Origin of the sequence: Rhodococcus sp. IEGM 1307 (assembly GCF_030056915.1) — a bacterium.
GTDB lineage: Bacteria > Actinomycetota > Actinomycetes > Mycobacteriales > Mycobacteriaceae > Rhodococcus_F > Rhodococcus_F opacus_D.
This window is the reverse complement of sequence record NZ_JASHKW010000013.1, coordinates 70,809-94,065: the sequence shown is the minus strand read 5'-3', so window position 1 is coordinate 94,065 and position 23,257 is coordinate 70,809. Positions and strand designations below refer to the sequence as shown.

General features: G+C 63.6%; 16 protein-coding genes and 4 pseudogenes. 9 read left to right on the top strand and 11 right to left on the bottom strand.

The window, feature by feature from the left end; genetic code table 11:
• Positions 1 to 468: 468 nt before the first annotated feature.
• Positions 469 to 842 (top strand): annotated as a pseudogene (locus tag QM841_RS24695) (IS6 family transposase); the annotation flags it as partial.
• Here the strand turns inward: QM841_RS24695 and QM841_RS43455 are convergent.
• Both QM841_RS43455 and QM841_RS24690 read right to left on the bottom strand, forming a co-directional pair.
• A pseudogene (locus tag QM841_RS43455) lies at positions 840 to 1,235 on the bottom strand (site-specific integrase); the annotation flags it as partial. The pseudogenes QM841_RS24695 and QM841_RS43455 sit on opposite strands and share 3 nt — an antisense overlap.
• Before the next feature lie 557 nt (positions 1,236 to 1,792).
• Entirely contained in the window at positions 1,793 to 2,248 is a 456-nt protein-coding gene (locus QM841_RS24690; RefSeq protein ID WP_283334225.1) for an ATP-binding cassette domain-containing protein, read from the bottom strand.
• A 385-nt stretch (positions 2,249 to 2,633) separates the two neighbouring features.
• Between QM841_RS24690 and QM841_RS24685 the strand changes: the two genes are divergently transcribed.
• Positions 2,634 to 4,256 (top strand): AMP-binding protein, encoded by a 1,623-nt coding sequence (locus QM841_RS24685; RefSeq protein WP_283334069.1) that lies wholly within the window; start codon positions 2,634 to 2,636, stop codon positions 4,254 to 4,256.
• Positions 4,257 to 4,296: 40 nt separating this feature from the next.
• The gene (locus tag QM841_RS24680; RefSeq protein ID WP_283334068.1) at positions 4,297 to 5,283 is read left to right on the top strand and encodes an NAD(P)H-dependent flavin oxidoreductase; all 987 of its coding nucleotides are present in this window, start codon (positions 4,297 to 4,299) and stop codon (positions 5,281 to 5,283) included.
• Between the two features lie 144 nt (positions 5,284 to 5,427).
• On the opposite strand, the gene QM841_RS24675 is transcribed toward QM841_RS24680, so the two are convergent.
• Entirely contained in the window at positions 5,428 to 6,030 is a 603-nt protein-coding gene (locus QM841_RS24675; protein ID WP_283334224.1) for a TetR/AcrR family transcriptional regulator, read from the bottom strand.
• Positions 6,031 to 6,350: 320 nt separating this feature from the next.
• Here QM841_RS24675 and QM841_RS24670 point away from each other — a divergent pair, with 320 nt between their 5' ends.
• Positions 6,351 to 7,508 carry a serine hydrolase domain-containing protein gene (locus tag QM841_RS24670; RefSeq protein WP_283334066.1) on the top strand — a complete coding sequence of 386 codons (1,158 nt, stop codon included), beginning with the start codon at positions 6,351 to 6,353 and terminating at the stop codon, positions 7,506 to 7,508.
• Between the two features lie 240 nt (positions 7,509 to 7,748).
• Positions 7,749 to 8,519 (top strand): IclR family transcriptional regulator, encoded by a 771-nt coding sequence (locus tag QM841_RS24665; RefSeq protein WP_283334064.1) that lies wholly within the window; start codon positions 7,749 to 7,751, stop codon positions 8,517 to 8,519.
• Positions 8,520 to 9,645: 1,126 nt separating this feature from the next.
• Here the strand turns inward: QM841_RS24665 and QM841_RS24660 are convergent.
• Both QM841_RS24660 and QM841_RS24655 read right to left on the bottom strand, forming a co-directional pair.
• Complete coding sequence (locus QM841_RS24660; protein WP_283334062.1) at positions 9,646 to 10,398, bottom strand: hypothetical protein; 753 nt, start codon at positions 10,396 to 10,398, stop codon at positions 9,646 to 9,648.
• A gap of 279 nt (positions 10,399 to 10,677) precedes the next feature.
• The gene (locus tag QM841_RS24655) at positions 10,678 to 11,766 is read right to left on the bottom strand and encodes a DUF4238 domain-containing protein (protein ID WP_283334060.1); all 1,089 of its coding nucleotides are present in this window, start codon (positions 11,764 to 11,766) and stop codon (positions 10,678 to 10,680) included.
• Between the two features lie 128 nt (positions 11,767 to 11,894).
• Between QM841_RS24655 and QM841_RS24650 the strand changes: the two genes are divergently transcribed.
• Positions 11,895 to 12,401: a hypothetical protein gene (locus QM841_RS24650; protein ID WP_283334059.1), complete on the top strand. Its 507-nt coding sequence runs from the start codon at positions 11,895 to 11,897 to the stop codon at positions 12,399 to 12,401.
• Between the two features lie 235 nt (positions 12,402 to 12,636).
• Here QM841_RS24650 and QM841_RS24645 read toward each other — a convergent pair.
• Positions 12,637 to 13,529 (bottom strand): annotated as a pseudogene (locus QM841_RS24645) (helix-turn-helix transcriptional regulator); the annotation flags it as partial.
• 7 nt (positions 13,530 to 13,536) lie between these two features.
• On the opposite strand from QM841_RS24645, the pseudogene QM841_RS24640 reads away from it, so the two are divergent.
• Positions 13,537 to 13,844 (top strand): annotated as a pseudogene (locus tag QM841_RS24640) (IS1380 family transposase); the annotation flags it as partial.
• 258 nt (positions 13,845 to 14,102) lie between these two features.
• Here QM841_RS24640 and QM841_RS24635 read toward each other — a convergent pair.
• Positions 14,103 to 14,252, bottom strand: a complete 150-nt coding sequence (locus tag QM841_RS24635; protein ID WP_283334057.1) for a hypothetical protein — start codon at positions 14,250 to 14,252, stop codon at positions 14,103 to 14,105.
• Between the two features lie 414 nt (positions 14,253 to 14,666).
• Here QM841_RS24635 and QM841_RS24630 point away from each other — a divergent pair, with 414 nt between their 5' ends.
• The gene (locus QM841_RS24630; RefSeq protein WP_283334055.1) at positions 14,667 to 15,992 is read left to right on the top strand and encodes an MFS transporter; all 1,326 of its coding nucleotides are present in this window, start codon (positions 14,667 to 14,669) and stop codon (positions 15,990 to 15,992) included.
• Positions 15,993 to 17,861: 1,869 nt separating this feature from the next.
• Here the strand turns inward: QM841_RS24630 and QM841_RS24625 are convergent.
• From QM841_RS24625 to QM841_RS24615, 3 genes are all read right to left on the bottom strand, one after another.
• Positions 17,862 to 18,149 (bottom strand): hypothetical protein, encoded by a 288-nt coding sequence (locus tag QM841_RS24625; RefSeq protein ID WP_283334053.1) that lies wholly within the window; start codon positions 18,147 to 18,149, stop codon positions 17,862 to 17,864.
• Positions 18,150 to 18,422: 273 nt separating this feature from the next.
• Positions 18,423 to 19,376 carry an IS30 family transposase gene (locus QM841_RS24620; protein ID WP_283334223.1) on the bottom strand — a complete coding sequence of 318 codons (954 nt, stop codon included), beginning with the start codon at positions 19,374 to 19,376 and terminating at the stop codon, positions 18,423 to 18,425.
• Positions 19,345 to 20,103 (bottom strand): hypothetical protein, encoded by a 759-nt coding sequence (locus QM841_RS24615; protein ID WP_283334052.1) that lies wholly within the window; start codon positions 20,101 to 20,103, stop codon positions 19,345 to 19,347. Before QM841_RS24615 ends, QM841_RS24620 begins: the two co-directional genes overlap by 32 nt.
• Positions 20,104 to 20,500: 397 nt before the next feature.
• Between QM841_RS24615 and QM841_RS24610 the strand changes: the two genes are divergently transcribed.
• On the top strand, positions 20,501 to 21,154 hold the full coding sequence (locus QM841_RS24610) for a hypothetical protein (protein WP_283334050.1): 654 nt from the start codon (positions 20,501 to 20,503) through the stop codon (positions 21,152 to 21,154).
• 774 nt (positions 21,155 to 21,928) lie between these two features.
• Here QM841_RS24610 and QM841_RS24605 read toward each other — a convergent pair.
• Positions 21,929 to 23,206, bottom strand: coding sequence for a sensor histidine kinase (locus QM841_RS24605; RefSeq protein ID WP_283334048.1), 1,278 nt, complete (start codon positions 23,204 to 23,206; stop codon positions 21,929 to 21,931).
• Between the last annotated feature and the right edge of the window lie 51 nt (positions 23,207 to 23,257).

Genomic DNA, 23,257 nt, shown 5'->3' with positions numbered 1-23,257 from the left:
CTGGCGGCCACGTTCGACCGCGGCGCGGGCCGTGTCCTCGGCTGCGGTGAGGTCAGTGGCCAGAGGCGCGTGACACGATCGGCGAGGACCTTCCGATCACGCAGAAGGTTCTTCGAGACAAACCACTCGGCACCGGCATCGACGCTGCCATCAGAGCATTTCTCCCCGAACCGCTCCACATGGAGGCCGTCAAAGATGTTGCCACCGAGCTGAAGACGACCGGATCCGCCGCCCTTCGGCAAACTGCTCAAGACCCTGCACGACGAGGTGACTGACCAGCTCGGGGATATCGAACAGCAGTTCTCGAAAATCGACCAACCCTGAGCAGGGTGTTCGAGGAACACTCGGTGCCGGCCGCAATGGTGTCGGTGTGAGCGGGTGCGCCGTTGTACGTTCGCACCCGCTCACATACCCCGGCGGGCATCGTCAACTTGGCTGTGCGGGTGACCGCTGGGAGGATGGGCGACCGTGACCAGCGCAGATTCGTCGTACAAGGGCTTCCGCTACCCGAAGAATCATCAGCCACGCCGTGTGGCTGTATCACCGCTTCGCGTTGGGCCTGCGTGACGTGCAGGAACTGATGTTCGAACGCGGCGTCGTGGTCTCGCACTAGACGATCCGGCAGTGGTGCGCGAAGTTCGGCCAGTCCTATGCCAACCAGCTGCGCCGCCGCAGGCCCGCCTGTCGACAAGTGGCACCTCGACGAAGTGTTCATCCCGATCAACGGCGAGCGGATGTACTTGTGGCGTGCGGTCGACCAGGACGGTGTGGTGCTCGACATCCTCGTCCAGTCGCGTCGAAACGCCAAGGCTGCCAAGCAGTTCTTCCGTAAGCTGCTCCGCTGCCCCCGACAGCGCGGTGTCGGACAGGTTGCCGTTTTGGGGATCGACCGCAACAACGGCATGCGTGCCCGCATCCGCGGTAGGGCGCCCCGGCACAACGTGGGTCTCGAATGCCGGCGCGATACGCCGCAACCGAATCACTCCGGGCCGGCCGGCCACGTCGAATGTGGCGACGACCTCCGCCCACCGAACATAGGCACACGGTTGGCAACTGACATGGTTGGTGGTGCACGGCAACGCCCGTACCACACTAAGTCCCTCCTGGTCGGTCCTCGACCACCGCAGCCGCACATGGACTCCGTCCAACATGTGCAGGGTGACGTCGCCACAGGTGAGGCCGACGAGGTCGCTGCGCCGGAACGCCCCGGCGAACCCCATCAACAGCAAGGCAGTTGGAACCTACAACAACGACGGTGTAGGTTCCAACGTCCGGTGTCAGTCGTTGATCTCGGCGACCTGGGCTTTCCAGCCTTTTGCCGGAAGTTTCGTCGGATTCCTCGGCGCCTGGGCAGCGGAAACGTATCTTGTTAGGGCCTCCTACCGACACGAAATGCGGAAACCGACACGCCACCGACGCGAAATCTGGAAACCGACACGGAACCGTGGAACCTACTGCAGGATCCACTCCTCGGCGTCGGCCCTCTGCGCATCCGACCTGCAGGTTCTCAACATCGTGTGAGTGCGCAATTCTCACGAACTTGTCGGAATCCTCAGCCCGGTCGCTATCCCGTAAGCCGATCGGGAACCGCCACGGCGTGCTTGGCATCGGAGGGACCGGGTTTCACCAGTACCCATTTGCCGGCGACTGCACTGGTTCGGCACGCAGCTCGGCGGCCCGTGCCGCGGACAGGTGGTCTCGTCTTGCCGCTGCGAACCAGCCTTTGCCGGCCCAGGAGTGCTCGAGGATCGTGAGAACCTGCCGGTGATCCGTTTTCACAGCTGCCGGGCAGTCAGAGCCTCGGAGTACTCAGCCAACTCCCGCAAGACGTCCTCCGCGTCCTCATCGCACGCGTCACACCCGCACGCAGGGAGCGCGATGTGCGACCAACTCCACCAACTCGACTGTCCGTGACTTCGACGGCGGCGGGGCCACGGGTGACAGTCACCTCGAACCGGCGCTCGAGGTCGGGCTCATCGAGCAGCAGCACCGGTGGCTGAGTGAGCAGGGAGCGGGCGATCGCGGGCCGTTGCCGTTCGCCGCCGGACAGCCAAATCCTGTTCTCCCCGATCTGCGAATTCAGGCCGTCGGCCTCAGCCGCCGGCAGCCTTGTACTACCGCTCGGGACTGTGCCCCGGAATTTAGTAGTACCGACTGGTTTACCTAACCGTTTGGTACTGCTAGATTCGGTGTTCGCGCCGTCCCGATGACGGCGCCTCTCAGGATCGAGGTAGGCGCGATGTGGCATTACCGGATATTCGAATGTCGGCACACCCGGCCTGGCGGACGCGGCTATAAGGACCGATCGACCCGCCCGGCCCCCACGTGCACGGATAGCGCACATCGCTACGACGGCACCGAGGCTCGGGCGCACGGTTTGGTCGACCGCACCGCCCCGGCCGACGGTGTCCTCTCTTCGATACCGCGCTCGAGGTTGCCACCCTCTGTTGGGGAAGGATTCCGACACCCTGGGGACGATCAAGGCAACCGTCTTCCCCTCGGCGGTCACTGCCCTCGGCAAATTGCAGGGGGACCGGACCGCGGCACCCGGCACGGCGTCGACCGCTTTCGGCGTCCACTTTGGTCGCCTGATCACAACCGTCCCTCACCTCGCCGAAATGGAAGGTACATCCGTGAGTTTCACCAGCCCACACCCTGACGTCGTCATCCCCGAATCGAGTCTGTACGACCTTCTTTTCGGCACCTTGTCCGACGAAGAATTGCAACGGACCGCGTTCCGCGACCGGAGCTCAGATACAACCGTCGAGTATCGCGACCTGGTGGCACGCATCGATGCGGTAGCCGGCGCACTCACCGCCCAAGGCCTGACTGTCGGCGATGTGGTCGGGCTGCACGCCCCGAACTCACCGGAGTTCGCGGTCGCGTTTCACGGCATCCTGCGCGCAGGAGGGACTGCGACCCCCATCAATGCGCTCTACACCGCAGAGGACATCACCAAACAGCTGACCGACTCCTCGGCGTCGTTCCTCTTCACCACGTCGGCGCTCCTTCCTCAGGCGTGGTCCGCGGCTCGCGCTGCCGGAATCGGCGCACACCGAGTCCTGGTTCTCGATGGAACAGGCGACGAACACCCGTCACTACAACAAATGCTGGCACAACAGATTCCGGCACCCAAGGTCGATTTCGACCCGGCAACACATCTCGCAGTGCTGCCATACTCGTCCGGGACCACGGGCCGTCCGAAGGGCGTCCGGCTCACCCACCGCAACCTGGTCGCCAACCTCTGCCAAGTTCAGCCATGGCTCGGAATCACTCCGCAGGAACGTGTCCTGGCCGTCCTTCCGTTCTTCCACATCTACGGATTGACCGCGGTGCTGAACGCAACACTGCATCAGCGAGCCACGCTCGTCACGATGCCTAAATTCGATCTGCTCGAGTTCCTCCGTACCGTTTCGGAAGAAGAATGCAGCTACATCTACATCGCGCCGCCCGTCGCGGTGGCCATGGCCAAGAACCCCATCGTCGACGACTACGACCTATCGAGCGTCCGAGTGATGCTGTCGGGCGCAGCCCCACTCGACGACCACCTGGCTCGAGTGATCGAGAAGCGGCTGGGATGCAAGGTCCTGCAGGGATTCGGAATGAGCGAAATGAGTCCTGCTAGCCACCTCATTCCTCTCGACAGAGACGACATCCCCCGCAGCTCAGTCGGGTTGACCATTCCCAACATGGAATGCAAGCTGATCGATCCGGCCACCGGCGAGGAGATCGCGTATCCGGCCGAGGGGGTGTCGAAGCCTGGTGAGCTGTGGTGCAAGGGCCCGAACATCATGGCCGGATATCTCGGCAACGACGAAGCAACCGCCGAGACCCTCGATGCGGACGGCTACCTACACACCGGCGACATCGCGACCGTCGATTCGGAGGGCGTGGTGACGATCGTGGACCGAATGAAGGAACTGATCAAGTACAAGGGTTATCAGGTGCCACCCGCCGAACTCGAGGCGCTGCTGCTCACCCACCCGCAGATCTCCGACGCCGCCGTCATCGGAGTGTCGAACGGCGAGGGTGAAGAGGTGCCGAAGGCGTTCGTCGTCAAGCAGCAGGGCGCCGAACTGGACGAGGCCGCAGTCATCGCGTTCGTCGCCGAGCGGGTGTCCCCACACAAGAAGGTCCGCAAGGTGCAGTTCATCGACATCGTGCCCAAGTCCGCGGCGGGCAAGATTCTTCGCAAAGACCTCCGGGCTTCGGAAGCCGGCTCACTTGTGCCGGGACAATCCCTTTCCGTGCAGTGACAATCACTTTCCCGAACTGACTTCCCGACAAGGAGTACCCATGAGCCTGCCCTTCATCCTGCAAGACCGGCTTCGCCTGCCCGTCGTCGCGTCGCCGATGTTCATCGTCTCGGGTCCCGACCTGGTGATCGCCCAGTGCACGTCGGGCATCGTCGGCTCCTTCCCCTCGCTCAACGCCCGCCCGCAGCCCGTCCTGCGTGAATGGCTCACCCGCATCACCGAAGCCCTCGCCAAACACGACGCCAACAACCCGGAGACACCGTCCGCGCCGTACGCGGTCAACCTGATCGTCCACAAGAGCAACGACCGCCTCGACGAGGACCTCGCGACCATCGTCGAGTTCGAGGTCCCGATCGTCATCACGTCCCTCGGCGCCCGCGCCGACGTCAACGACGCCATCCACAGCTACGGCGGCATCGTCCTCCATGACGTCATCAACAACACGTTCGCGAAGAAGGCCGTGGAGAAGGGCGCCGACGGCCTCATCGCCGTCGCGGCCGGCGCGGGCGGACACGCGGGCACCCTGTCGCCGTTCGCGTTGATCCAGGAGATCCGCGAATGGTTCGACGGGCCGGTCCTGCTGTCGGGCTCCATCGCCCACGGCCGCTCGGTCCTCGCCGCGCAGGCCGCAGGCGCCGACCTCGCCTACATCGGCTCCGCCTTCATCGCCACCGAAGAGGCCAACGCAGACCAGGGCTACAAGCAGATGATCGTCGACTCCACCGCGTCCGACATCGTCTACTCCAACCTGTTCACCGGGGTGCACGGCAACTACCTGCGCGGCAGCATCGAGGCCGCCGGACTCGACCCGAACAACCTCGCCGTGTCGGACCCGTCCGCCATGAACTTCGGTGTCGGCGAGGACACGGACACCGCCGCGAAGACGGAAGCCAAGCCCTGGCGCGACATCTGGGGCGCCGGACAGGGCATCGGCGCCGTCGACGCCGTCGTCCCGGCCGCGGAGATCGTCGAACGCCTCACCCGCGAGTACGCGGCCGCGAAAGATCAACTGCTACAGCAGGCCTAGGGTCCTCGAGTCGAGATCGACTCCAGCTCGGCCATGCCGGGCCAGAGTCGATCTCGCCCATCGGAATCGGAGACCGCACCGATACGGCGCAGGGTCGTTACCCTTTGCCGAACCAGGGGACACGACGTGCGTGTCGGTCCTCGGTCACCGGACTCTTGGACGGGCCACCAGATCGACAGTAGATTCGAAGGCCCGATCGACCCGGTCGCGGTCCCTGGTCATGATGAGATCCAGCTGCAGACCACGCACCTGCGCCAAGACGAGCGTCGACATTGTCGAGGCTTCGTCGGGCGGCCACCCTTCTTGTCCCAACCGCTCCTCGACGGGCAGGAGCCAGTCGTTGATGATCGACTGCACGAGCCGCCCCCCACGGTCGGGTTCCCGCCCTGTGCGCCCGACAAGCTCGAACAGCAATACGAACTGGCGTTGCTCGCGCGGCTCGCACAACCGGCGCCACACGATGCGAACGAAAGCCGCTGTCGAATCCGCGGCGCGCAGTTCGGCATCGGTTCTCAGTCGCTCCTGGAAATCGGCATGAATCTTCTCCAGCACCTGCAGCAGCAACTCATCCTTCGACGAGAAGTGCCGCAGCAAAGTCGCGTGCGTCACACCGAGCGCATGCGCGATCGGACGCAAGGACACATCCCCGAAGCCGTGATCGAGAACGTACTCCGTTGCCGCCGCCAGCAACTCCGGGCGTCGGTGCTGGTAGCGAAGGGTACGACCGTCCACACGCTCTGCGTTCATCACCGAATCCTAACCTCACCGGAGAATCAAAATTATGGGTACCAAATGGTTGTGCTAACCACTTGGTACTGCTAAATTTCAGTGTACAGCAGATGGACGAATTTGCCCGACGCCCCGTTCGGCCGGAAACACCTCCGCGGCGCCCGGCATCTGCGCTCCCATGACAGGTGGCTGCTCTCGACGGTGCCAGCACCCACCCCGAACCGCCTATATGGGATTACTTTCCGCCAACAGTGCCGACTGTGTGGTCCCGCTTCCGCGGGAACAGATCCGGGCAAGCGGCCCCCTGCCGTCCCGGCAACCCCTACCTAAGGACGACCATGACCGACCAACTAATCGCCAAGCTCGCTGGGCTGGGTTTGTTCACCGGGGCACCCCAGCACGACAACTTCTGTCGGCTGGCGAGTGTTCTCCCCGCTAGCGAATTGACACCATCGTCGACACCGTACGAATGGCCGGCCGGTGACACGATTGCACTGCCGGAAACGTATGAGTTCGGGGGCATGTCTAAGTCGTTCGAGGACTTTTTCGTCGAGACCGACACTGCGGCGCTGCTGGTACTTGTCGAGGGAGTCGTCCGTCACGAGCGCTACGCACTCACCGGTGGACCTGATGTTCCGTGGATCTCCATGTCAGTCGCGAAGAGTTTCATCTCGACACTGGTCGGTATTGCCGTCGCCGAGGGCCACATCAAGAACATCGACGACCCCATCAGCGCCTACGTACCCGTTGACCCGGGCTCTGCGTACGACGGCGTCCCAATCAAAGCGGTCCTACAGATGTCGTCCGGTGCGCGTTGGAACGAGGATTACCACGACCCTGAGTCGGATGTGTTTCGCCTCAACGCTGCCATGGGTGGCATAGGCACCCTCGACGAGTTCGTCGCCGGCGTCGTCCGCGAGAACGAGCCAGGCACGATCTGCCGCTACAACTCCGGCGACACTCAGGTACTGGGTTCCTTGCTGGTGCGGGCGACGAACCGCTCGATCACCGATTACATGCAGGAAAAGCTGTACGAACCGCTCGGCATGACCTCACCTGGGCACTGGTTGGTCGACTCGGCCGGCATGGAGGTCGCTTTCGCGGGCCTGAACATGACTGCCCGGGACTTCGCAAAGCTCGGCGAGCTGTACCGCAACGGCGGCACGTGGCAAGGCAAGCAGATTGTCCCGGAGGAGTGGGTACGCAATTCCGTGGTCCTGAGCGGCACGCATCTGCAGCCCGGACAGCCGATCGTCGGGACCCACCGATTTGACCTCGGCTACGGCTACCAGTGGTGGATTCCCGCCGGCAACCGTGGCGAGTTCAGCGCCATCGGCGTGTACAACCAGTTCGTGTATGTCGACCCGTCGACGAAGGCCGTCATCGTCAAGCTGTCCGCCAACCGTGCCTACGGAACTACCGACAGCGAATCCACCAATCGCGAGAGTGAGACAGTCGCCTTCCTCCAATCCATCACAAGTCGCCTACGGGACTGACGATCAGGCCCGCTTTGACGTCGTCGATCCGGCGACTGCGGAGACCACGGCAACCGTCCCTCGCCGCGAGGCCAGCGTTGTTGCGGTGAACGGCGAGGGAAACAACCGACAATGGCCTCAACGCGTTGCCTGCCCGACCCCGGCCCGACGTCGACGCCAATCAGTCGACAAACCACGGGCCGGGCCCACAAACCGCTGCGGCGCAGAATGTCACAGCAACAACTCGTATCTGGATGAAGCGTGAATGCTCAGACTGCGGCCTCCGCCCCTGCTATCTCGGGACGTCAACCACGGGCGATCCAGAACGCATTAAGAATCCTCACGGAAGTGGCTCGCGCGGGCGAAGGAGTAACAGCCAGAGACATCACAGACACACTGGCCATACCTCCCGCGACCGTATACAGGGTGCTGACGCTTCTGGTCGACGACGGATTCGTCCTTCGTCGGCCCGATCGTCCAGGCTGCTTCGCACTGGGCCACAAGGTCGCCGCGCTAGCCAACACCGCCATCAGACCAACGGTGTGCACAGCCGCCCGCGATCTCCTCACCGAGCTACGTAACGAGATCCGCTTCGGTGTCCGCCTCTACTCGTACACCGACACAGTGGTACGCCTGATCGCCCCGGATCCGGAGTACCCGTGCCGGTCCGACGAGAACTACCTCAACCAGCACCTCCACGCCAGCGCCGTCGGCAAGCTGATCCTTGCCGAGAAGGACAGGCTCGACTCGACCTTCCAGCGCGGAGGCCCCCAACCGCTCACGGTCCGGACCGTCCACGTGCGCAGCGAACTCCGCAGGCACCTCGACCTCGTCCGCGATCAGGGCTATGCCACTCAGGTCGGCGAACTGCGCAATGACTCTGCCTGCGTCTCAGTGCCAATCCGATCCGCTGCCGGCACCCTCGTCGCCGGCCTGGTTATATCCGGACACATCAACCATTTCCACCTGATGTTTCACCACATCGACGCACTGCGAAACCAAGCAGCTCACCTGTCACTACTGCTTTCGTGACCAGTAACCACACGGCCCTGAACAAAGGTGTCGACTTCGCCGGCCCGGTCGGCACTTGTCGGCTACACCCGACGGGGCGGGGGTTGGCTACCGTTTGCCAAACCACCAGCGGGACGAGATCGCCGCCGAGCGCATGTACGGCCGCCTGCAACCCTCGTGCCGGAGCGGGATGGCTGACCGGTTAACGATCGTCACATGGTGGAACCCATCGCACGGACGGCGCAAGATCCGATCCGCCAACTTCCGGGCGTCACGAGCACACAATGGAGTGTCCGACGATCGCGTCACGATGAGCACGGAGAGACTGATCGCATGGTCCGAGTATTCATCCACCGAGCCAGCTCAGTGGCTCGCTCCTTTCGCGTATCCCCACGTCTATGACCAGGAGGGACACGCATGGATGTCGTCCGTATTCGATACTACTGTTCGAATACTGCATCCCGCTCACTACGGACAGAACCTAGTTCGATGGCATGACGTGGCGACCTTCTACGGCACCGTGCTCACACCCACGTCCAGATTCGACCAGCTCGTCGGCGACCAGCCTGCCAATGTGTTCGACAATGTCTACGACCGGTATCCGAGCCTGGGCGGCCCTCCGCACGAGGTCCTCCGACCACTCGAAGAACTACTCGCGGACGCCGCTCAGTTTGGACTGATCTGGGAAGGAATCGCCGAAGTCAGCGTCGAGTGGAAGCGTGCCGCGAACGAGAAAGGACCCGACTTCACCTATCGCACCGCGCGAGCGGATCACGACCTCCCTGACTTCCCCAATCCGTACCTATGCCCCAACTTCTGGTGGCCAGAAGACCGACATGGTGCGTCGCGACCGGAATCGACTCGGACAGCACCCTGCTTGCGACGAACGACGGGGCGATAGTCGACGCCGTTCTCTCCGATCGGCGACTCGAAACATTGAGCTTGAGAGCAGAATAGGCTGGCGAGCTGTCTTCCCTTAGGCCGAACCCTCACCGGCGCGTTCTGGAAAGGGGTGTTCACCGGCATCGGTCTGAGCTGGCGGATCGCCGTTTGACCCGTCCGGTGAAGATCGCCGGTTGGGTGCAGCGGATTCTCACTGTCGTTGCAACACAGGCCTATTGAAATCTGGGTCTTCCCAGCTCACGGGTTACGTTACCGCAGTCGGCATCGCGAGTTCCAGCGCAGTACGGCGCCGGTGAGCAGTGGCCCGTCGCTCGGCATTGAACACCGTGGCGGGAGTTGCGTACTCCAGGTTCTTCCGTGGGCGAGTGTTGAGCTCACGCGTTACCGACCGCCCCGGCTGCAGGGTCGAGGGCAGGTTGACCGCTTCCTGCGGCACCGTGTGCGGGAGGGTGACCGTGCAGTAGAGGATGTGGCCTCGGTCGTTGAACCGTTCCGCGGTCTGAATCGCCCGGTCCACACGCTGGACCTGGGACCGCATCTTCTCCTCCAGCTGCTGCGCGTCACCGCGTGCATTCGACAACGCCTCGCCGACCGTGTTCCACCGGTCCGGGTCATCGATCAGGGTCTTCACCGCGGTGTAACCGACGGCCGGCAACCGCGACTGCGCCTTGAGCTTGTTCACCGAGCGCACCTTGCGCTGACGTGAACTCGGAGGCTGGCGAATCGAATCCGGGATCGGCAGCTCGCGGCGTTTACGTTCGGAGACCTCGGGCACGGCCGCTCGCGGGAAGGCCCGCTCCAGGTCCTTCCGAGCACGGGTGAATTCGGCGTCCTCGACCATCCGGTCGAGCTCCCGCGCCGAGTCACGCTCCTGTGCGCGGTCTTTGTAGGTGTCGGCGGAACGATGGCCGGCGGGCTTCGATGCGGGCGTGGTGCTGGTGCCGGCCTCCGGGTCCAGGCGGGTCGGAGGCGCGTCCGGGCTCACGTTGTACGCCACCAGATCTCCTCCCGCTGCGTCGAACACACCCCAGATATGACGAAGCGTGGCAGGCATTAGTGTCCCAATTGACGGCCTGCCACGCTCGGACCCAACCTGCAAGTCGGGTCTACCGAGAGAGAAGCATTCCGGTGACCAAACCAGTAACTCGCTCCCACGCGTGTTGCCGGCCTCTCGACCGAACGCAACTCAGACTACCGAAACCTACTGGCCCAGTTCGACCCACATCGGTCAGGACTCGGAAGACCGGAGACCTCGACCTCAGTGACTTCGGCCATCCTAGTTTCCGTACCATCGCGGCACGGGCCAAGGCGGTGCCGTGTGCAGGTCGACCCACCGCGTACGAGGAGCCGCATCGGTAAGGAGTTCTTTCAAGGCTGATTGCGGACTGAGGCGTGCGACTGTCTCGTCATCGAGTTCCTGCCGCTCGGGCCATGGGGGAACCTCGATCTTGACCGCGATCTCGTCTCCGGGCCGCTCGAACGTCGTCTTGGTGGCGGCTGCGACGACCTCGGTATTGATGCTGTCCGTTTCGGTGTGGTCGAGCCGGTACGGGCCACGATGGTGCAGTCCGGGCTTCAACATCACCAACACCTGATATGGATTCAGCGGGTAGAGGGCGACCGCACTGTTCCCAGCCACACCCGCGCGGTCCCTGGTATTCGGAGGCCCCGCGAGGAAAATGACCGGGTCATCGCAAGTGACGAGAGGCGCGTCCGTGCGGTACACGGCCCATTCTCGGAGATGAAGTCCGAGCGCCGTGACGTTCTGGACGTCCTTGATCATCAGGTCGAGGGCCTCGTGCTTCGGGTCGTCCTGCCGCTTGGACATCGATTCCTCGATCGCTTCCGGGCCGAGACCTGATTGCTTCAGGAACTCCCGCTTGGCCGCATCCGGGCCGTTGACGAGGACCAGGGTGCGCTCACGGTTACTGACCGTCCGCGTGATCTGCATGCCGAGGAATACGGCGAGGTCCTTCTTCAGGGCATCGTCCGAAACCACTCCAGCGCCCCACTTCTCAAGCGAATCCAGCCGGTGCGCGCAGGTGTCCTCAATGCGGGACAGATGCTTCTCGATCCACTTGAGCGGGGTGTCCATGGTGCTGTCGGTTGCCGGGAGGCTGTAGAAGTTCTTCTCGTGTGCCACATCTTTCGGTGGCTGGGGAGGATGCACGTCGCCGGTGTCGACCTGGACGGGTTGTACCAACTTGTTGACGGCCCATCGGCGCAAGTACATCTGCGGTACGTAGTGGTGTTTTTTCGCCGTCTCGTTTTCGGCCTGACGCTTCGATTCGGCCACGAACTCGTCGGACAGCCATTCGTGCTCGAAACGCATGGTCATGATGGCGTCCATCAACCCGGGGTACATGCGGCCGAGCCTATGCGGGTATTCTGACAATTCCATTCTTCCTTCGCCGCATACGCCGGAAGGCTGGCCGGGGCTCGAGGCCGACAAGCCTGCGAAGGTTGTCGACAGCGGGTGAGAGACTGCTTCGCGTGCATGCGTTCATCGACGAATCCAAACGGGGCGAGTACACCCTGTGCGCCGTGACCGTCGCCCCCGGCGACCTCACGAGCATCCGCAAGCAGATGAACGCGCTCCGGCCGCCCGGGCATTCGCGGATCCACATGACCGGTGTCGGAAAGAAACTGGCCCCGAAGATCGTCTCCGAAGTGGCCCGGCTCGAAGCGACCAGCCGGATCTACCTGATGACCTCGAAGAAGGTGAATGAGCGGCAGGCCCGCGACGTCACCCTGGCCGCTGCCGTCCGCGACCTGGCACAAATGTCGGTGACCAACGTGGTCATCGAGTCCTGCGATCAGGACCGCGAAGACAACCGCATCATCCGCGACGAACTCGGTGGCAATCCCCCGTTCGTGTACACCCACGACCGGCCCACCAACCCGCTGCTGTGGATCCCCGACGTGCATGCGTGGGCCTGGGGGCGAAGTGGCAGCATGCGAGCGAAGATCGCGCACCGCGTCACCGTGGTGAGGCTCTGAAGAGACGAAGAAGGCCCCTCCGGATCGGAGAGGCCCCTCGTGTGAGGTGGGCGCGCAAGGCTGGAAACCGCTTGGTGGGGCTGCCTACAGGGGTACTTACGCCCCGGAGACCTCCTACACGAACCACTTCCCTCGGCTACTGCCTCGGGCACTCACATTATGTCGGTCAATGTTGCGTCGACGCAACCGCAGCACGGTTGACCTGGGCGTACGCCGCCTAGATGGTTTGTGGTCTCTAGCTTCGGCCGAGCGCTGGTTGTGCCTCGCCGGAGACAATCCCCGCCCGGATCCCGATCGCGCTGGCTTCGCCCCGGTTGGCGACGTCGAGTTTCTTGAGCACGCTCGCGACGTGGAATTTGATGGTGCTCTGGCTGATTCCGAGTTCCTCGGCGATGGCGCGGTTGCGTTTTCCCATTGCCAGGTGGGCGAGGACTTCGAGTTCGCGGGGGTTCAGGGTGGACAGCAGGTGCTCGTCCGGTCGGACGGCCGGTGGATCCAGGGGGATGGTCAGGGTGACCCGGCTTCCCCATCCGGCGATGGATTCGATGTCGATCCGGCCACGAAGGGTGTGCAGCCGGCCAGCCAGCTGGCGTGTGAGGGCTGTTCGGTCGATCTCACCGGGCCCCTGGTCGCGCACCTCGATGAGGACGTTGTCGCCGTCGCAGTCCCACGCGATCCGCATTCGGGTCAGCACCGGTTGGGCGGTGAAGGCCAGCACGATGGCGCGGACCATCGCCCGCGCCGCGTGCGCCACCTCACCAGGGAGCGGACGGCCGTCGGCGGGTGGGTCGACGTAGTCGACGTCGACGTCGACGTCGCGGTGACGTAGCAGGGGCCGAGTTCGCCCTGCAAGCGTGCGAATGCGGTGGTGACCGCCTCCTCGGAGTGGGCGCGGTCGGCGGCACCCGCCGATCGCAGGGCGATCAGTGCGGCCGATGCGGTCTCGCTCGCGGTGATGCGCGACCGACGATCGTCGAGGTCGTTCGAGCGGAGGGTTCCGAGGATCGACGACAGCGTTGCCTCGTGCACCTCCGTCAGTTCGGCGATGGTGCGGGCGCGTTCAGTGGACGCGGCTCGTGACTCGGCGAGATAGTCGGGGCTGGCCTGTGCCACCTGGTGCTGGATGGAGGGCTGAAACGCACTAATCGCCACGAGCACCACCGACGCCTCAGCACCGGTGATCGTCGGACAACGACTGCGGCGCGGTGTGTGCGGATCGCCACGAGGGGCGCACGGATGATCGCCGACGCCCTGGCCGCCGTCGACCGCCTCCGCGCAGCCTCCGCCGAATCGGTCGCGGGCACCACACCGCGATCGGGGCCGAAAGCCCTGGTCCGTGGCGCTTCGGCGTTCTACGGGCACCCCATCATCGGCGCCGCGATCCGCTCCGGCGCCGACGTGTCGGTCACTCTGCGACTGACGAAAACCGTCAAACGAGCTGTCGGGGACGCCGTCTCGGGTTCGTCGCTGCGCGTAGAAGAGATCTTTGAGGTCGGTGTGCTTGTGGGTCAGGTTGTTTCGTTTCGCCCCGGCTTCTTGTGCGAGGCTGACGATGTCGAGCTTGTCCGACGAGCGCAGCGGTGTTCCTCCGAACAGTCGTTGCATGGCCGCGGTGATGGCACGCCGGTCGTCGTCATCGGTCAATGTCCGTCTCCTCGCGGTTCGTGATGCGGGTCTGCTGATGCTGCTCGACGAGTTTGTTCAGGTGGGCGGCTCGTTGACCGAGGCGTTCCCTAGCGGCACCGGGGTGGCCGGCTCGACGATTTCTTCGCGGAGCAGGGCGATCTTGCTGCGCAGTGCGGCGATGTGGGGTGGCGGTGCGCGCGATGTTCGCTGCAGACCGGATCGCACCGGTCGATTCGATTGCTTCGTGTGGAGCCTTGACAGGCAAGTGTTCGTCTGATGTGATCACCCTCACTTAAGTCTTACATATAACAGTCAGTGGATACATCGACAAAGGATGTAACTATTAGACATTTCTGCCAGCGCCTCGTTAAGCCACAGAAAGGTAGCGATGTACCAACCCAACCTGAGATCTGCAGTTGCTGCGACTGCCCTCGTTCCCCGCTCGGAGGTCGTCGTAGTACCTCTGAACTAGAGCACAAGAGCAATCCGGAATTGGCTACACGGTGCTGACCGCAGGCACCGCGGTCAACTGCACAGGTGCAATTTCGCAGATAAGGAAGCACTATGACACGGTCCCGACCATCCACGACCGGTGAACTCCGCACGGCACCGACCCCGATCAGAGCAACTCTTGCTGCGGTGCTCGGCCATGTGGTCGAGTATTACGACTTTGCCGTATATGCGCTGTTAGCGCCCGTTCTGGCCCAGGTCTTCTTCCCATCGGACAACGAGCTGAACTCGCTCCTCGCAACATTGGGCGTGTTCGGCGTGGCATATTTTGTGCGCCCCCTCGGCGGCCTGCTCTTCGGGCACCTCGGGGATAGGATCGGCCGCAGAAATACATTGTTGGCCGTCATTCTATTGATGGCTGGCGCCACGACGGCGATGGGTCTGCTGCCGACCTATAACCAGGGTGGACTTGTCGCCCCGATCTTGCTGATCGTGTGTCGTTCGCTGCAAGGTCTATCCGCAGGTGGTGAATATGGCGGTTCCGCAAGCTTCGTCGCAGAGCATGCGCCGCCCGGCCGCCGTGGCTTCTTCACGTCGTGGTTGCACGGCAGTACCGGCATCGGCTTGACCTTGGGCGCGCTGACCGCCTTGGTCCTCAGCGCGGTGGTGTCACAGGACGCGCTCGAGTCCTGGGCATGGCGGTTGCCTTTCCTGCTCGCTCTCCCGCTCGGCCTGGTCGGCCTGTACCTCCGGCTGAGGCTGGACGACACTCCGGCTTTTGAAGCTGCGAAAAAGGCCGGAACAATTCCGAAGCTGCCATTGGTGGAGGCCGTCCGCCTGCACTGGCGCGCCATTCTCACAATCGCCGGCATGGTCCTTCTCCTCACGGTCTCGCTCTACGTCAGCTTTACCTACGTCACCACCTACTTGAAGACCTTCCTGGATGTTCCGCTGTCACGGTCGTTGCCAGCCGGCATCGCAGGCATGTTGACCTTCTTCGTCCTAGCGCCGGTGTTCGGGGCGCTTTCCGATCGCGTCGGCCGGAAGCCAGTACTCGCTGGTGCGGCAGTCGGGCACATAATCGGTATCTATCCGGCCTTCCTGTTGTTGCAGAATCGCAGCTTCGTCGCGATCCTGTTCGCGTACCTGATACTTGGGACCCTGTATGCGGGCTATGTGGGGCCGTTCACTGCCGCAGTGACGGAACGGTTCCCGGCGAACGTCCGTGCGGCCAGCCTTGGCATCGGGTACCAACTGCCCGTCTGCGTCTTCGGAGGGCTCTCCCCCCTGATCCTGACCTATCTGACTGACGCGACCGGGGTGATACTTATGCCGGCCTACTACGTGATCGGTGCCGCTGTCATCTCGCTGCTGGTCACGCTCTTGATGACGGAGACGGCCGGGAAAAATGCCGTGGAGCTCGATGCTGTAGTCGGCACCGCACACGCTGACCGCCTCGGCTCTGAGCAGGGCGCTGACGAAAATGATGAGCATCGGGCACACCAGATCCGGTGAGTCTCGGGCGAGCAAGTCGGACGGAAGGTTTCAGGTCGATATCGTTGGGTGCGGGTCATCCGGTTCAGATCGTGCGCGGGATGCAGCAGATGAGCATGCCCGAACCTGCGCCCAGCGCAACGTCACTGGATCGGGGCGATGTTGCGCCCCGGATCTGACACAGCCATGAGATTCATGAGAGTTGGCGAAATATCCAGAGGAGCTGAAAGAGCGCGACGCGGTTGGCAATCGAAACACGTCGCCACCCGGGATCCCGGACTTTCTCGTGTCAGGGGGCGATGCGGAGCGCTGACAATTGCACTGCCCGAGCGGCAACACGAGTGGATAAAGACAGCAGGACTCCGGCTCCCTGCCCGGCGGCGCCCGGCGCGCCGCCGGGCACTATGAGCACTTGCCGGACACCACGTTCGACTGGGACGGTGAGATCGCTCCACAGTCTGAGAACGAACGACACCGGCACCCTGATCACCTCCGAAAAGTGCATCTTCTGGCACAGGAGATCGCACCAAGGTAGTGGCCCACGGGGGTCGACGTCCAACCCGTTGTCGGTGATTCACACACCGGTGAAGTCGTCGCCTCACTCACCGTCGAAGGTCACCCGACGCTGGCTCGGTGGCCCCGGCAAGCTCAGCCCACCCTGATCGCTCCTGAGGTAGCCAGCCGGTACCGCCACAGCGTCGAGTGGTCAGACGACCACTGGCAATGGCGCCTTATGACCGCGACGCCCATTAAGCAAGGCGACCTGGAGCAGATTCGTAACTCCATCCAGGGATGACGGATTAATGGGGTCAGTGTTCAGGGGTGTGGGCCGACACACATCGCCGACCGAAAGCCGAACCTCGAGCGGGCATGTTTACCGAACCCGGGTTGCTGACCGGGCATGTTTACCGAACCCGGGTTGCTGACACTGAGGCGCGATCCCGCAAGCGGATCGTCGTCCGGTTGGCGAACCCTTACGTTCCAGCAGCGGGAGGAGTGGGCTCGACCCTCATGTGGGTTGAGGGACGAAGCCAGGCGGTGCTCGGAACAGCCCACTCGGCGACACCGATGTACGGGCCGGAGTGGCAGTGTGTGTATCCGGTGGTGTCACCTCCCGTAGGGAACCTGCGATATCAGCGGCTCAGAGCAGTCCACTGAGCGATACGTGGACCGCGTCCCACTGCTGGGCGATCGACGGCCAATCGGGAAACACGGTCCCGCCGTGCTCGCGGGGACGCGCCTTCAGCAGCGCCTCCCAGGCGAGAGCTGAATCGACTCGCGCGATCCGCGCATTCGCGGGGTCGAAATGAACGTCGTAGCGCAGGGGACTGCGCTCTGCGTCGTGTTCGCCATGGAGCAGCCAGGCATCGTTTCCGCAAGCAAAACTTCGTCGCCGTCCACAAGGCGCCGTACGGTAAAGCGCTGGGTCGGTGGCGGTTAGCGACGCTTAGTGTGCGGAACTCGGTGAGGTTGCCGTGATGACTTTGTGGGGAGAGCAGAATTTCGCGGCTGGGTGAGCACAGTGCGGCCGCGACGGCCTCGCTCATCTCCACGATGTCGGGGTCGGTGGTGTCGAGGTCGATGACGTCCTTGAAGTCGCCGCCGTACAGATACATGTGAAGGACCATCGCCACGCGGCTCGAGTAGTCCTCGGTGTCGATCGAGTCGGCGTACTGCCCAGCGGAGGAGAACTCTGGGTGCAGTGCGCGCCACTCTCCCCACCAATCGATCAACATGCGGCCGGGGAACGTGTCCAGGAGATTGACCGCAAGATCAGACGTCATGGCCACAGTGTCGCAGCGCTCGCTGTCAGCGGACGCCCATCGGAGCCGAATGACGATCGTTGACCGAATGGCGAACTCGTCCCCTGGTCGTGCTTCTACAAAGGGATTACTCGTCATCCTGAGTAAATGTTCCGTGAGCAGTAGCGTTCGTAATGGCGGAACCACCCGGCGCGACCGCCGGTGGTCGACTCAGATCTTGGCCCTCCGTCGCATCCCGCCAGAAATCTTCGGTGGTCGCGGGCCGTCCTTCACCGATGACCGGTTCCTGAGAGTCGACAACCTCATTTTCGGGATCGGGTCCATCGCCATGGCCGGGTCCGACGGCGGCGGCGAACACACTTGCTACCGACACCACCGCAGTCACGAAAACTGCAAAGAGCACTGTCTTTCGCATCAGAGACCTCCTCGTCCAATCGACACTACTGCCGGCATGGCCAAGTAGACCTGGCACTGCGCCGTGACCGTCCGTCTCGGTGGCCGATCCCGTCCACCTCACCGGAAGCGGAACCCTCACCGGCACGTTCCGATTGTCGTCCCATGACTGGAACTCGCTGACCTGCGAAGTCCCGTAGAGGTGGTCCGGTGAAGAATTCCGAAACGGGGCGGCGGATTCTCACTGTCGTTGCAACACAGGCCTATTGAAATCTGGGTCTTCCCAGCTCACGGGTTACGTTACCGCAGTCGGCATCGCGAGTTCCAGCGCAGTGCGGCGCCGGTGAGCAGTGGCCCGTCGCTCGGCATTGAACACCGTGGCGGGAGTTGCGTACTCCAGGTTCTTCCGTGGGCGAGTGTTGAGCTGACGCGTTACCGACCGCACATGGGCGTGACTGTGCACCGACAAGTCGGTGCCCTTCGGGAAATACTGTCGAGTGAGCCCGTTGAAATTCTCGTTTGCACCCCGCTGCGACGGACTGGAACGTTCGGCGAAGTAGATCTTCAGATCGAGGGCCGCGGAGATCTCTCGGTGCAAACACATCTCCGTTCCCTGATCCCACGTCAACGTTCTGCGCATTCGTTTCGGCAGGCCAGAAAATGCTTTGATGACAGCATTTTTCACCGATTCCGCGGTGTGATCGGCGGGGAGATTGACGATGATTCCGTATTGCGTCGTCCGTTCCCGCAGGGTCATCATCGCCGATCGACAGCGCAACCCCAGGATGAGGTCCCCTTCCCAATGACCCACCTCGACCTTTGCGTCGACCTCCTCCGGGCGGTCGCCGATCATCGTCATGTTCCGCACGGCACCGAGTGATCTCGCCGACCCCAACCATCGAGGTTTACGCACGCTCCGACCACTGCGCAGTTTGGCGGCGTACTTTTTGTCCAGCCTCTTCCCTCCCGCCACCAGCAACGCCCGGTACATCGTCTCCATGCACAACCACATCGAGCTGTCCTCGGGATACTTCAGCTTCAGCCAGCCGCTGATCTCCTCCGGCGACCAGAACCGATCGAGCTTGCGTTGTACGACACTGCGCAACACGTCGTTGGCGAGCAGCTTGTGTTCGCGTGACCGGCTGCGGTTGCGACGTGCCGTCTCATCGGCGACTTGGGGTAGGTAGCGGCCCTGGCTATCACGGTGACGGTCGAGTTCACGTTTGACCGTCGACGGCGCCCGGTCGATCTCCCTGGGCGATGGCGCGGATCGACAGTTTCAGATGGTCCAGGTCGGCGATCTGCAACCGTTCCACCAAAGACAAGTACCGCTCCGACGGCACGTCTGCGCCGGTCAGATTCTTGCGCTGTCGCGCCCTTCGTTGAATATTGATCCCGGTTTGGCGAGTCACACCGACGAGTGTGCTGGCTGCGATGTTCGTTTCCCCTCGGGCGATCAATTCCCAATACCGCGTGCCGCGGACCGCAGTCCGCGACAGTTTCGACGCTTCCTGCGCTACCTTCGGCGCCAGCTCTGCGGCGATACGCGCAGCGCACTCACGCACCGCCACCTGGATCGACTCATCCCGGCCGCGTTCGGCCTTCCTGATCCTCAGCGCACGCCGGGACTCCCACGCCCCTGCCCTGGTCTTGCTCAGCCGCAGCCGGCGCCGAGACTGGGTTTCACTCACACCGTCCGCGCGGAGCTGGTAATACCGCTGTTCGATCCACCGATACGCTGTCGAGCTCCACACGCCAGCGATCACGGCCGACTGCCGCACCGTCCGGCGCACCGCAAACGCAGACCAGAAAGCCTTCTCTCGGCTTGGCTCGACCCGCAAGTGGTGCCGGTTGTAGTTACCCGAGATGAATGACGCCTCCCACACCGCAACCTTCGAGGTCACACCCCCCAAGGTGCCTCGGGCCTGCTCGCAGTCGAGACCTCCTTCACGGAGAAGGAAGAACTCCGCGCGCAACCACTGATAACCGACGTCGAGATGGACTCCGGCGGTCCGGGCGGAGTATTTGAGACCTCGTCCGTCGCGAACCAACCCCAGAAATCGAGCCTGAGCAGCAGAATCCGCATTCTTCGCCATTCCAAAACCACCTCGTCGAAGGTGTTGCAATGAGCGATAGAACCCTGGGGGCGGCAAACGGGGCAGAGGGCCCACGCTAGCGAAAGCATCGCGACTGCATGCACCCAGAGGGCCGCTTCTGAGCGCCCTCAGTCTCGAAATGCTCAGGTCAGCCCGGTAATCACGCGGTCGGGAAAATAGTTGGGAACTCACGGGAACTTTTCCGTCATCGTCGGCATCTCACTTACATAGGCAGGGAGATCGGTTCCCTGCTTACCGGACCGACAAGGACGAGAAGATGACGAACCCCTCCAGCAATGACACCGCCGCGCCGACCGCACCGACCGCAAATCTGACCGGGTCCCCGGAGGACGCGTCCCTTCACCTCCGCCGTCGCGCCGGAGCCAGAACTCGCACCGGAGCCCACCCTCGAACTGAGTCGGCCCCGGCACCCGAAAATGTCCCCGGCGCGAGCGGTGAGTCGTACCGCTCCCCCCGCGACCTCAACGGCGGCACCTACGTGTCCGCCATTCATCCCCAGGCCGACGGAACGGTCCGAGCCGCAACCGATCTCGACGACGACGGCAACGTCGACGCCAAGGGCATCCTCGACGCGCAGGGCAACGTTGTCCAGGCCGATGCAATCGCCGACGGCGTCGTCCGTGAGTACTACCGCGACACCAACGGTGACGTGCACCTCGACACCACGCTCGTCGACAGCACCGGCGTCGGACAGTTCGACACCCTCATTCTCGACAGCGACGGCGATGACGTCCCCAACACCGTGCTCGTCGACACCGACAGTGACGGGATCTTCGACCTGAAGATGGAGGACACCACCAACGACGGAATCCTCGACGAGGTCACCACCGGTTCGCAGGGCCTCGTCGCCGAGTATGACGGCACCTTCGACGGCCCCGCTGAACCGCTCCCCGGCGACGACCTCTTCTGACCTATCCACTTCCCGCTGCCGTACGCACCGAAAACGGGCGTGCGGCAGCGGTCACTGCTGCTTCTGCTTGGACTCACAGCGAGATCGATTCGATGGACGACACCATTTCCGACCTCGAGGACCACAACGCGTCCCCTGGGGCCCAGGCCCCGAACTGAACGAACCCGTACTGGACCCGGGATTCGTCGACGAACCCTCCCCGGTGTTCCCCGAGGACGAGACCATCGACGCCCCCAGCCTCCCGTCGGAAGACATCGCGCCTACTCCAACGGCACCCGCCCCGGATCTGCCACTCGCCCCCGCCGGAACCGGACTTGTCGGACCTGCCGCCGGCGGAGCCCGAACCGGAGCTGGTCCCCTACCCTGAACCTGCTGCTGCCCCGGAGGACGGGTACGGCGTGATCGCGATGGTTGACGCCGGGGAGATCTGGCCCCCGGGCCGAGAGCGTCGAGGACGATCAGCCGGACCACTTCCTGGTGGTCGCCGGCATCGACGATGCCCGCGGGGTGGTCATCTCGTCCGACACGGGAAGCCCGACCGGTAACCAGCCGGAGGTGCCGATCGCTCAGTTCGAGGGTGCCTGGCAGCACTCCGGCCTGGCGAGTCCCACTTCAACACCTGGCTGCACCGCATCGCCGCCAACGCCGCCCTCGCAGCCCTGCTCCGACGGAAAAGAAAACACCGAAGTCACCCTCGCCAGTGTGCTGGCCACGGTGAAGTCAAGCTCGGCGTCGAGTAGCCCGAACCTCGGCAGCTCAGCGACCCGCGAACTGCTAGTGCGCCGACGTCGTGAGGGAATCGGGTGCTGTCACGATCTCGAACGGCATTTCGATGTGCGCAACCGTCCCGGATCGAGGCCCGGGGTGGACTGAGAAGCTGCCTCCCGCCGCGACGACACGGAGTTCGTGCGATGTCAATCCGATGTGGCCTCTGCTGAGGCTGCGGTCGATCGCCTCTCGGGAGATGCCGCGCCCGTCGTCGGTGACATCGAGGACGGCATGCTCACCCCACCGCGCCAGCTCGACCCGGACATTGCTGGCTTGCGCGTGTTTGACCACGTTGCTGAGCAATTCGCGTGCCGCGCTGAACAGCACATCATCAGCGGACGTGCGAAGGTCGTCGACCCATTCCGAGGTCAGGAGCTGAACCTCGAAACCGCCACGCGCCTGGGCCGAGCGGGTGAGATCGCCGAGGGCGCGAGCGAGACCGACACGATCGAGCACAGTGGGGTGCAGCTCAGAGACGGTCGCCCTGAGCAAGGTTGCGGATTCGGTGAGTGCGTGGGTGATGCGAGCGACCGCCTGCGGGTCGGCACTGCCGGTGAGGTCGTCGAGGTCCATCTTCGCGGCCAGGACGAATTGGAGCGCCCCGTCGTGGAGTTGCTCGGACAACGCACGTCGTTCGCGTTGTTCGAGACCCATCAACTCCGCAAGCAGGGCGGTGCGGTCGCGCACCAGGTGACCGATCGTCAGCACCCTGGACCGTTGAATTCTGCTGAGCGTGACGGCGCCCGCACCGAGGACGGCGAGGGCCATCGTGCTGAGCAGGATGGAGGACCAGGGCTCTTCATTCGACGCCATCGTGGCCCAGCTCGCGGCCAGGAATACCAAGACCGTCGGCACCACCACGGACGCACAGACCCCCGGGCGCAACTGAGTGGAGGCCAGGAGCGGGATCACGAACAAACCGTTGCTCAGAATGTCTGCGGTCCAACTCTGTTGTGCCGCAATACCAGTCAACAGGGTGAGGCAACCGAGGACCGCGAGGTCGACGAACAGGGCGAGCCACATCGCGTTCACCGGCCCCGGACCGCCTCGCCGAGTCCACAGCGCGAGGCCGCCGGACCAGAGTGCGTAGCAAACCAGGACCGCGACACACACGCCCGCGTCGTTCATGGGCGGGACGAACGCCAGCGTCAACGCGATGAAGAGCACCAGAACACCACGAAGTGCGAGCTGGAGATACGCGCCGCGATAGGCGTGCTCGAGGATGATGCGTTCGAGATCTGGGCTGCCGCCGAGATCCGCGGGTAGTACCGATGACTCAGCCATGGGACGGCCTCCTCGGCCGGGGGACTCCGACAGGAAGATGCGAGGACATCA

Coding starts and splice junctions, on each gene's coding strand:
- QM841_RS24690 (WP_283334225.1), bottom strand. CDS start 2,248: ATGCCACATCGCGCCTACCTCGATCCTGAGAGGCGCCGTCATCGGGAC.
- QM841_RS24680 (WP_283334068.1), top strand. CDS start 4,297: ATGAGCCTGCCCTTCATCCTGCAAGACCGGCTTCGCCTGCCCGTCGTC.
- QM841_RS24675 (WP_283334224.1), bottom strand. CDS start 6,030: ATGAACGCAGAGCGTGTGGACGGTCGTACCCTTCGCTACCAGCACCGA.
- QM841_RS24670 (WP_283334066.1), top strand. CDS start 6,351: ATGACCGACCAACTAATCGCCAAGCTCGCTGGGCTGGGTTTGTTCACC.
- QM841_RS24655 (WP_283334060.1), bottom strand. CDS start 11,766: ATGTACCCCGGGTTGATGGACGCCATCATGACCATGCGTTTCGAGCAC.
- QM841_RS24625 (WP_283334053.1), bottom strand. CDS start 18,149: ATGCGAAAGACAGTGCTCTTTGCAGTTTTCGTGACTGCGGTGGTGTCG.
- QM841_RS24610 (WP_283334050.1), top strand. CDS start 20,501: ATGACGAACCCCTCCAGCAATGACACCGCCGCGCCGACCGCACCGACC.
- QM841_RS24605 (WP_283334048.1), bottom strand. CDS start 23,206: ATGGCTGAGTCATCGGTACTACCCGCGGATCTCGGCGGCAGCCCAGAT.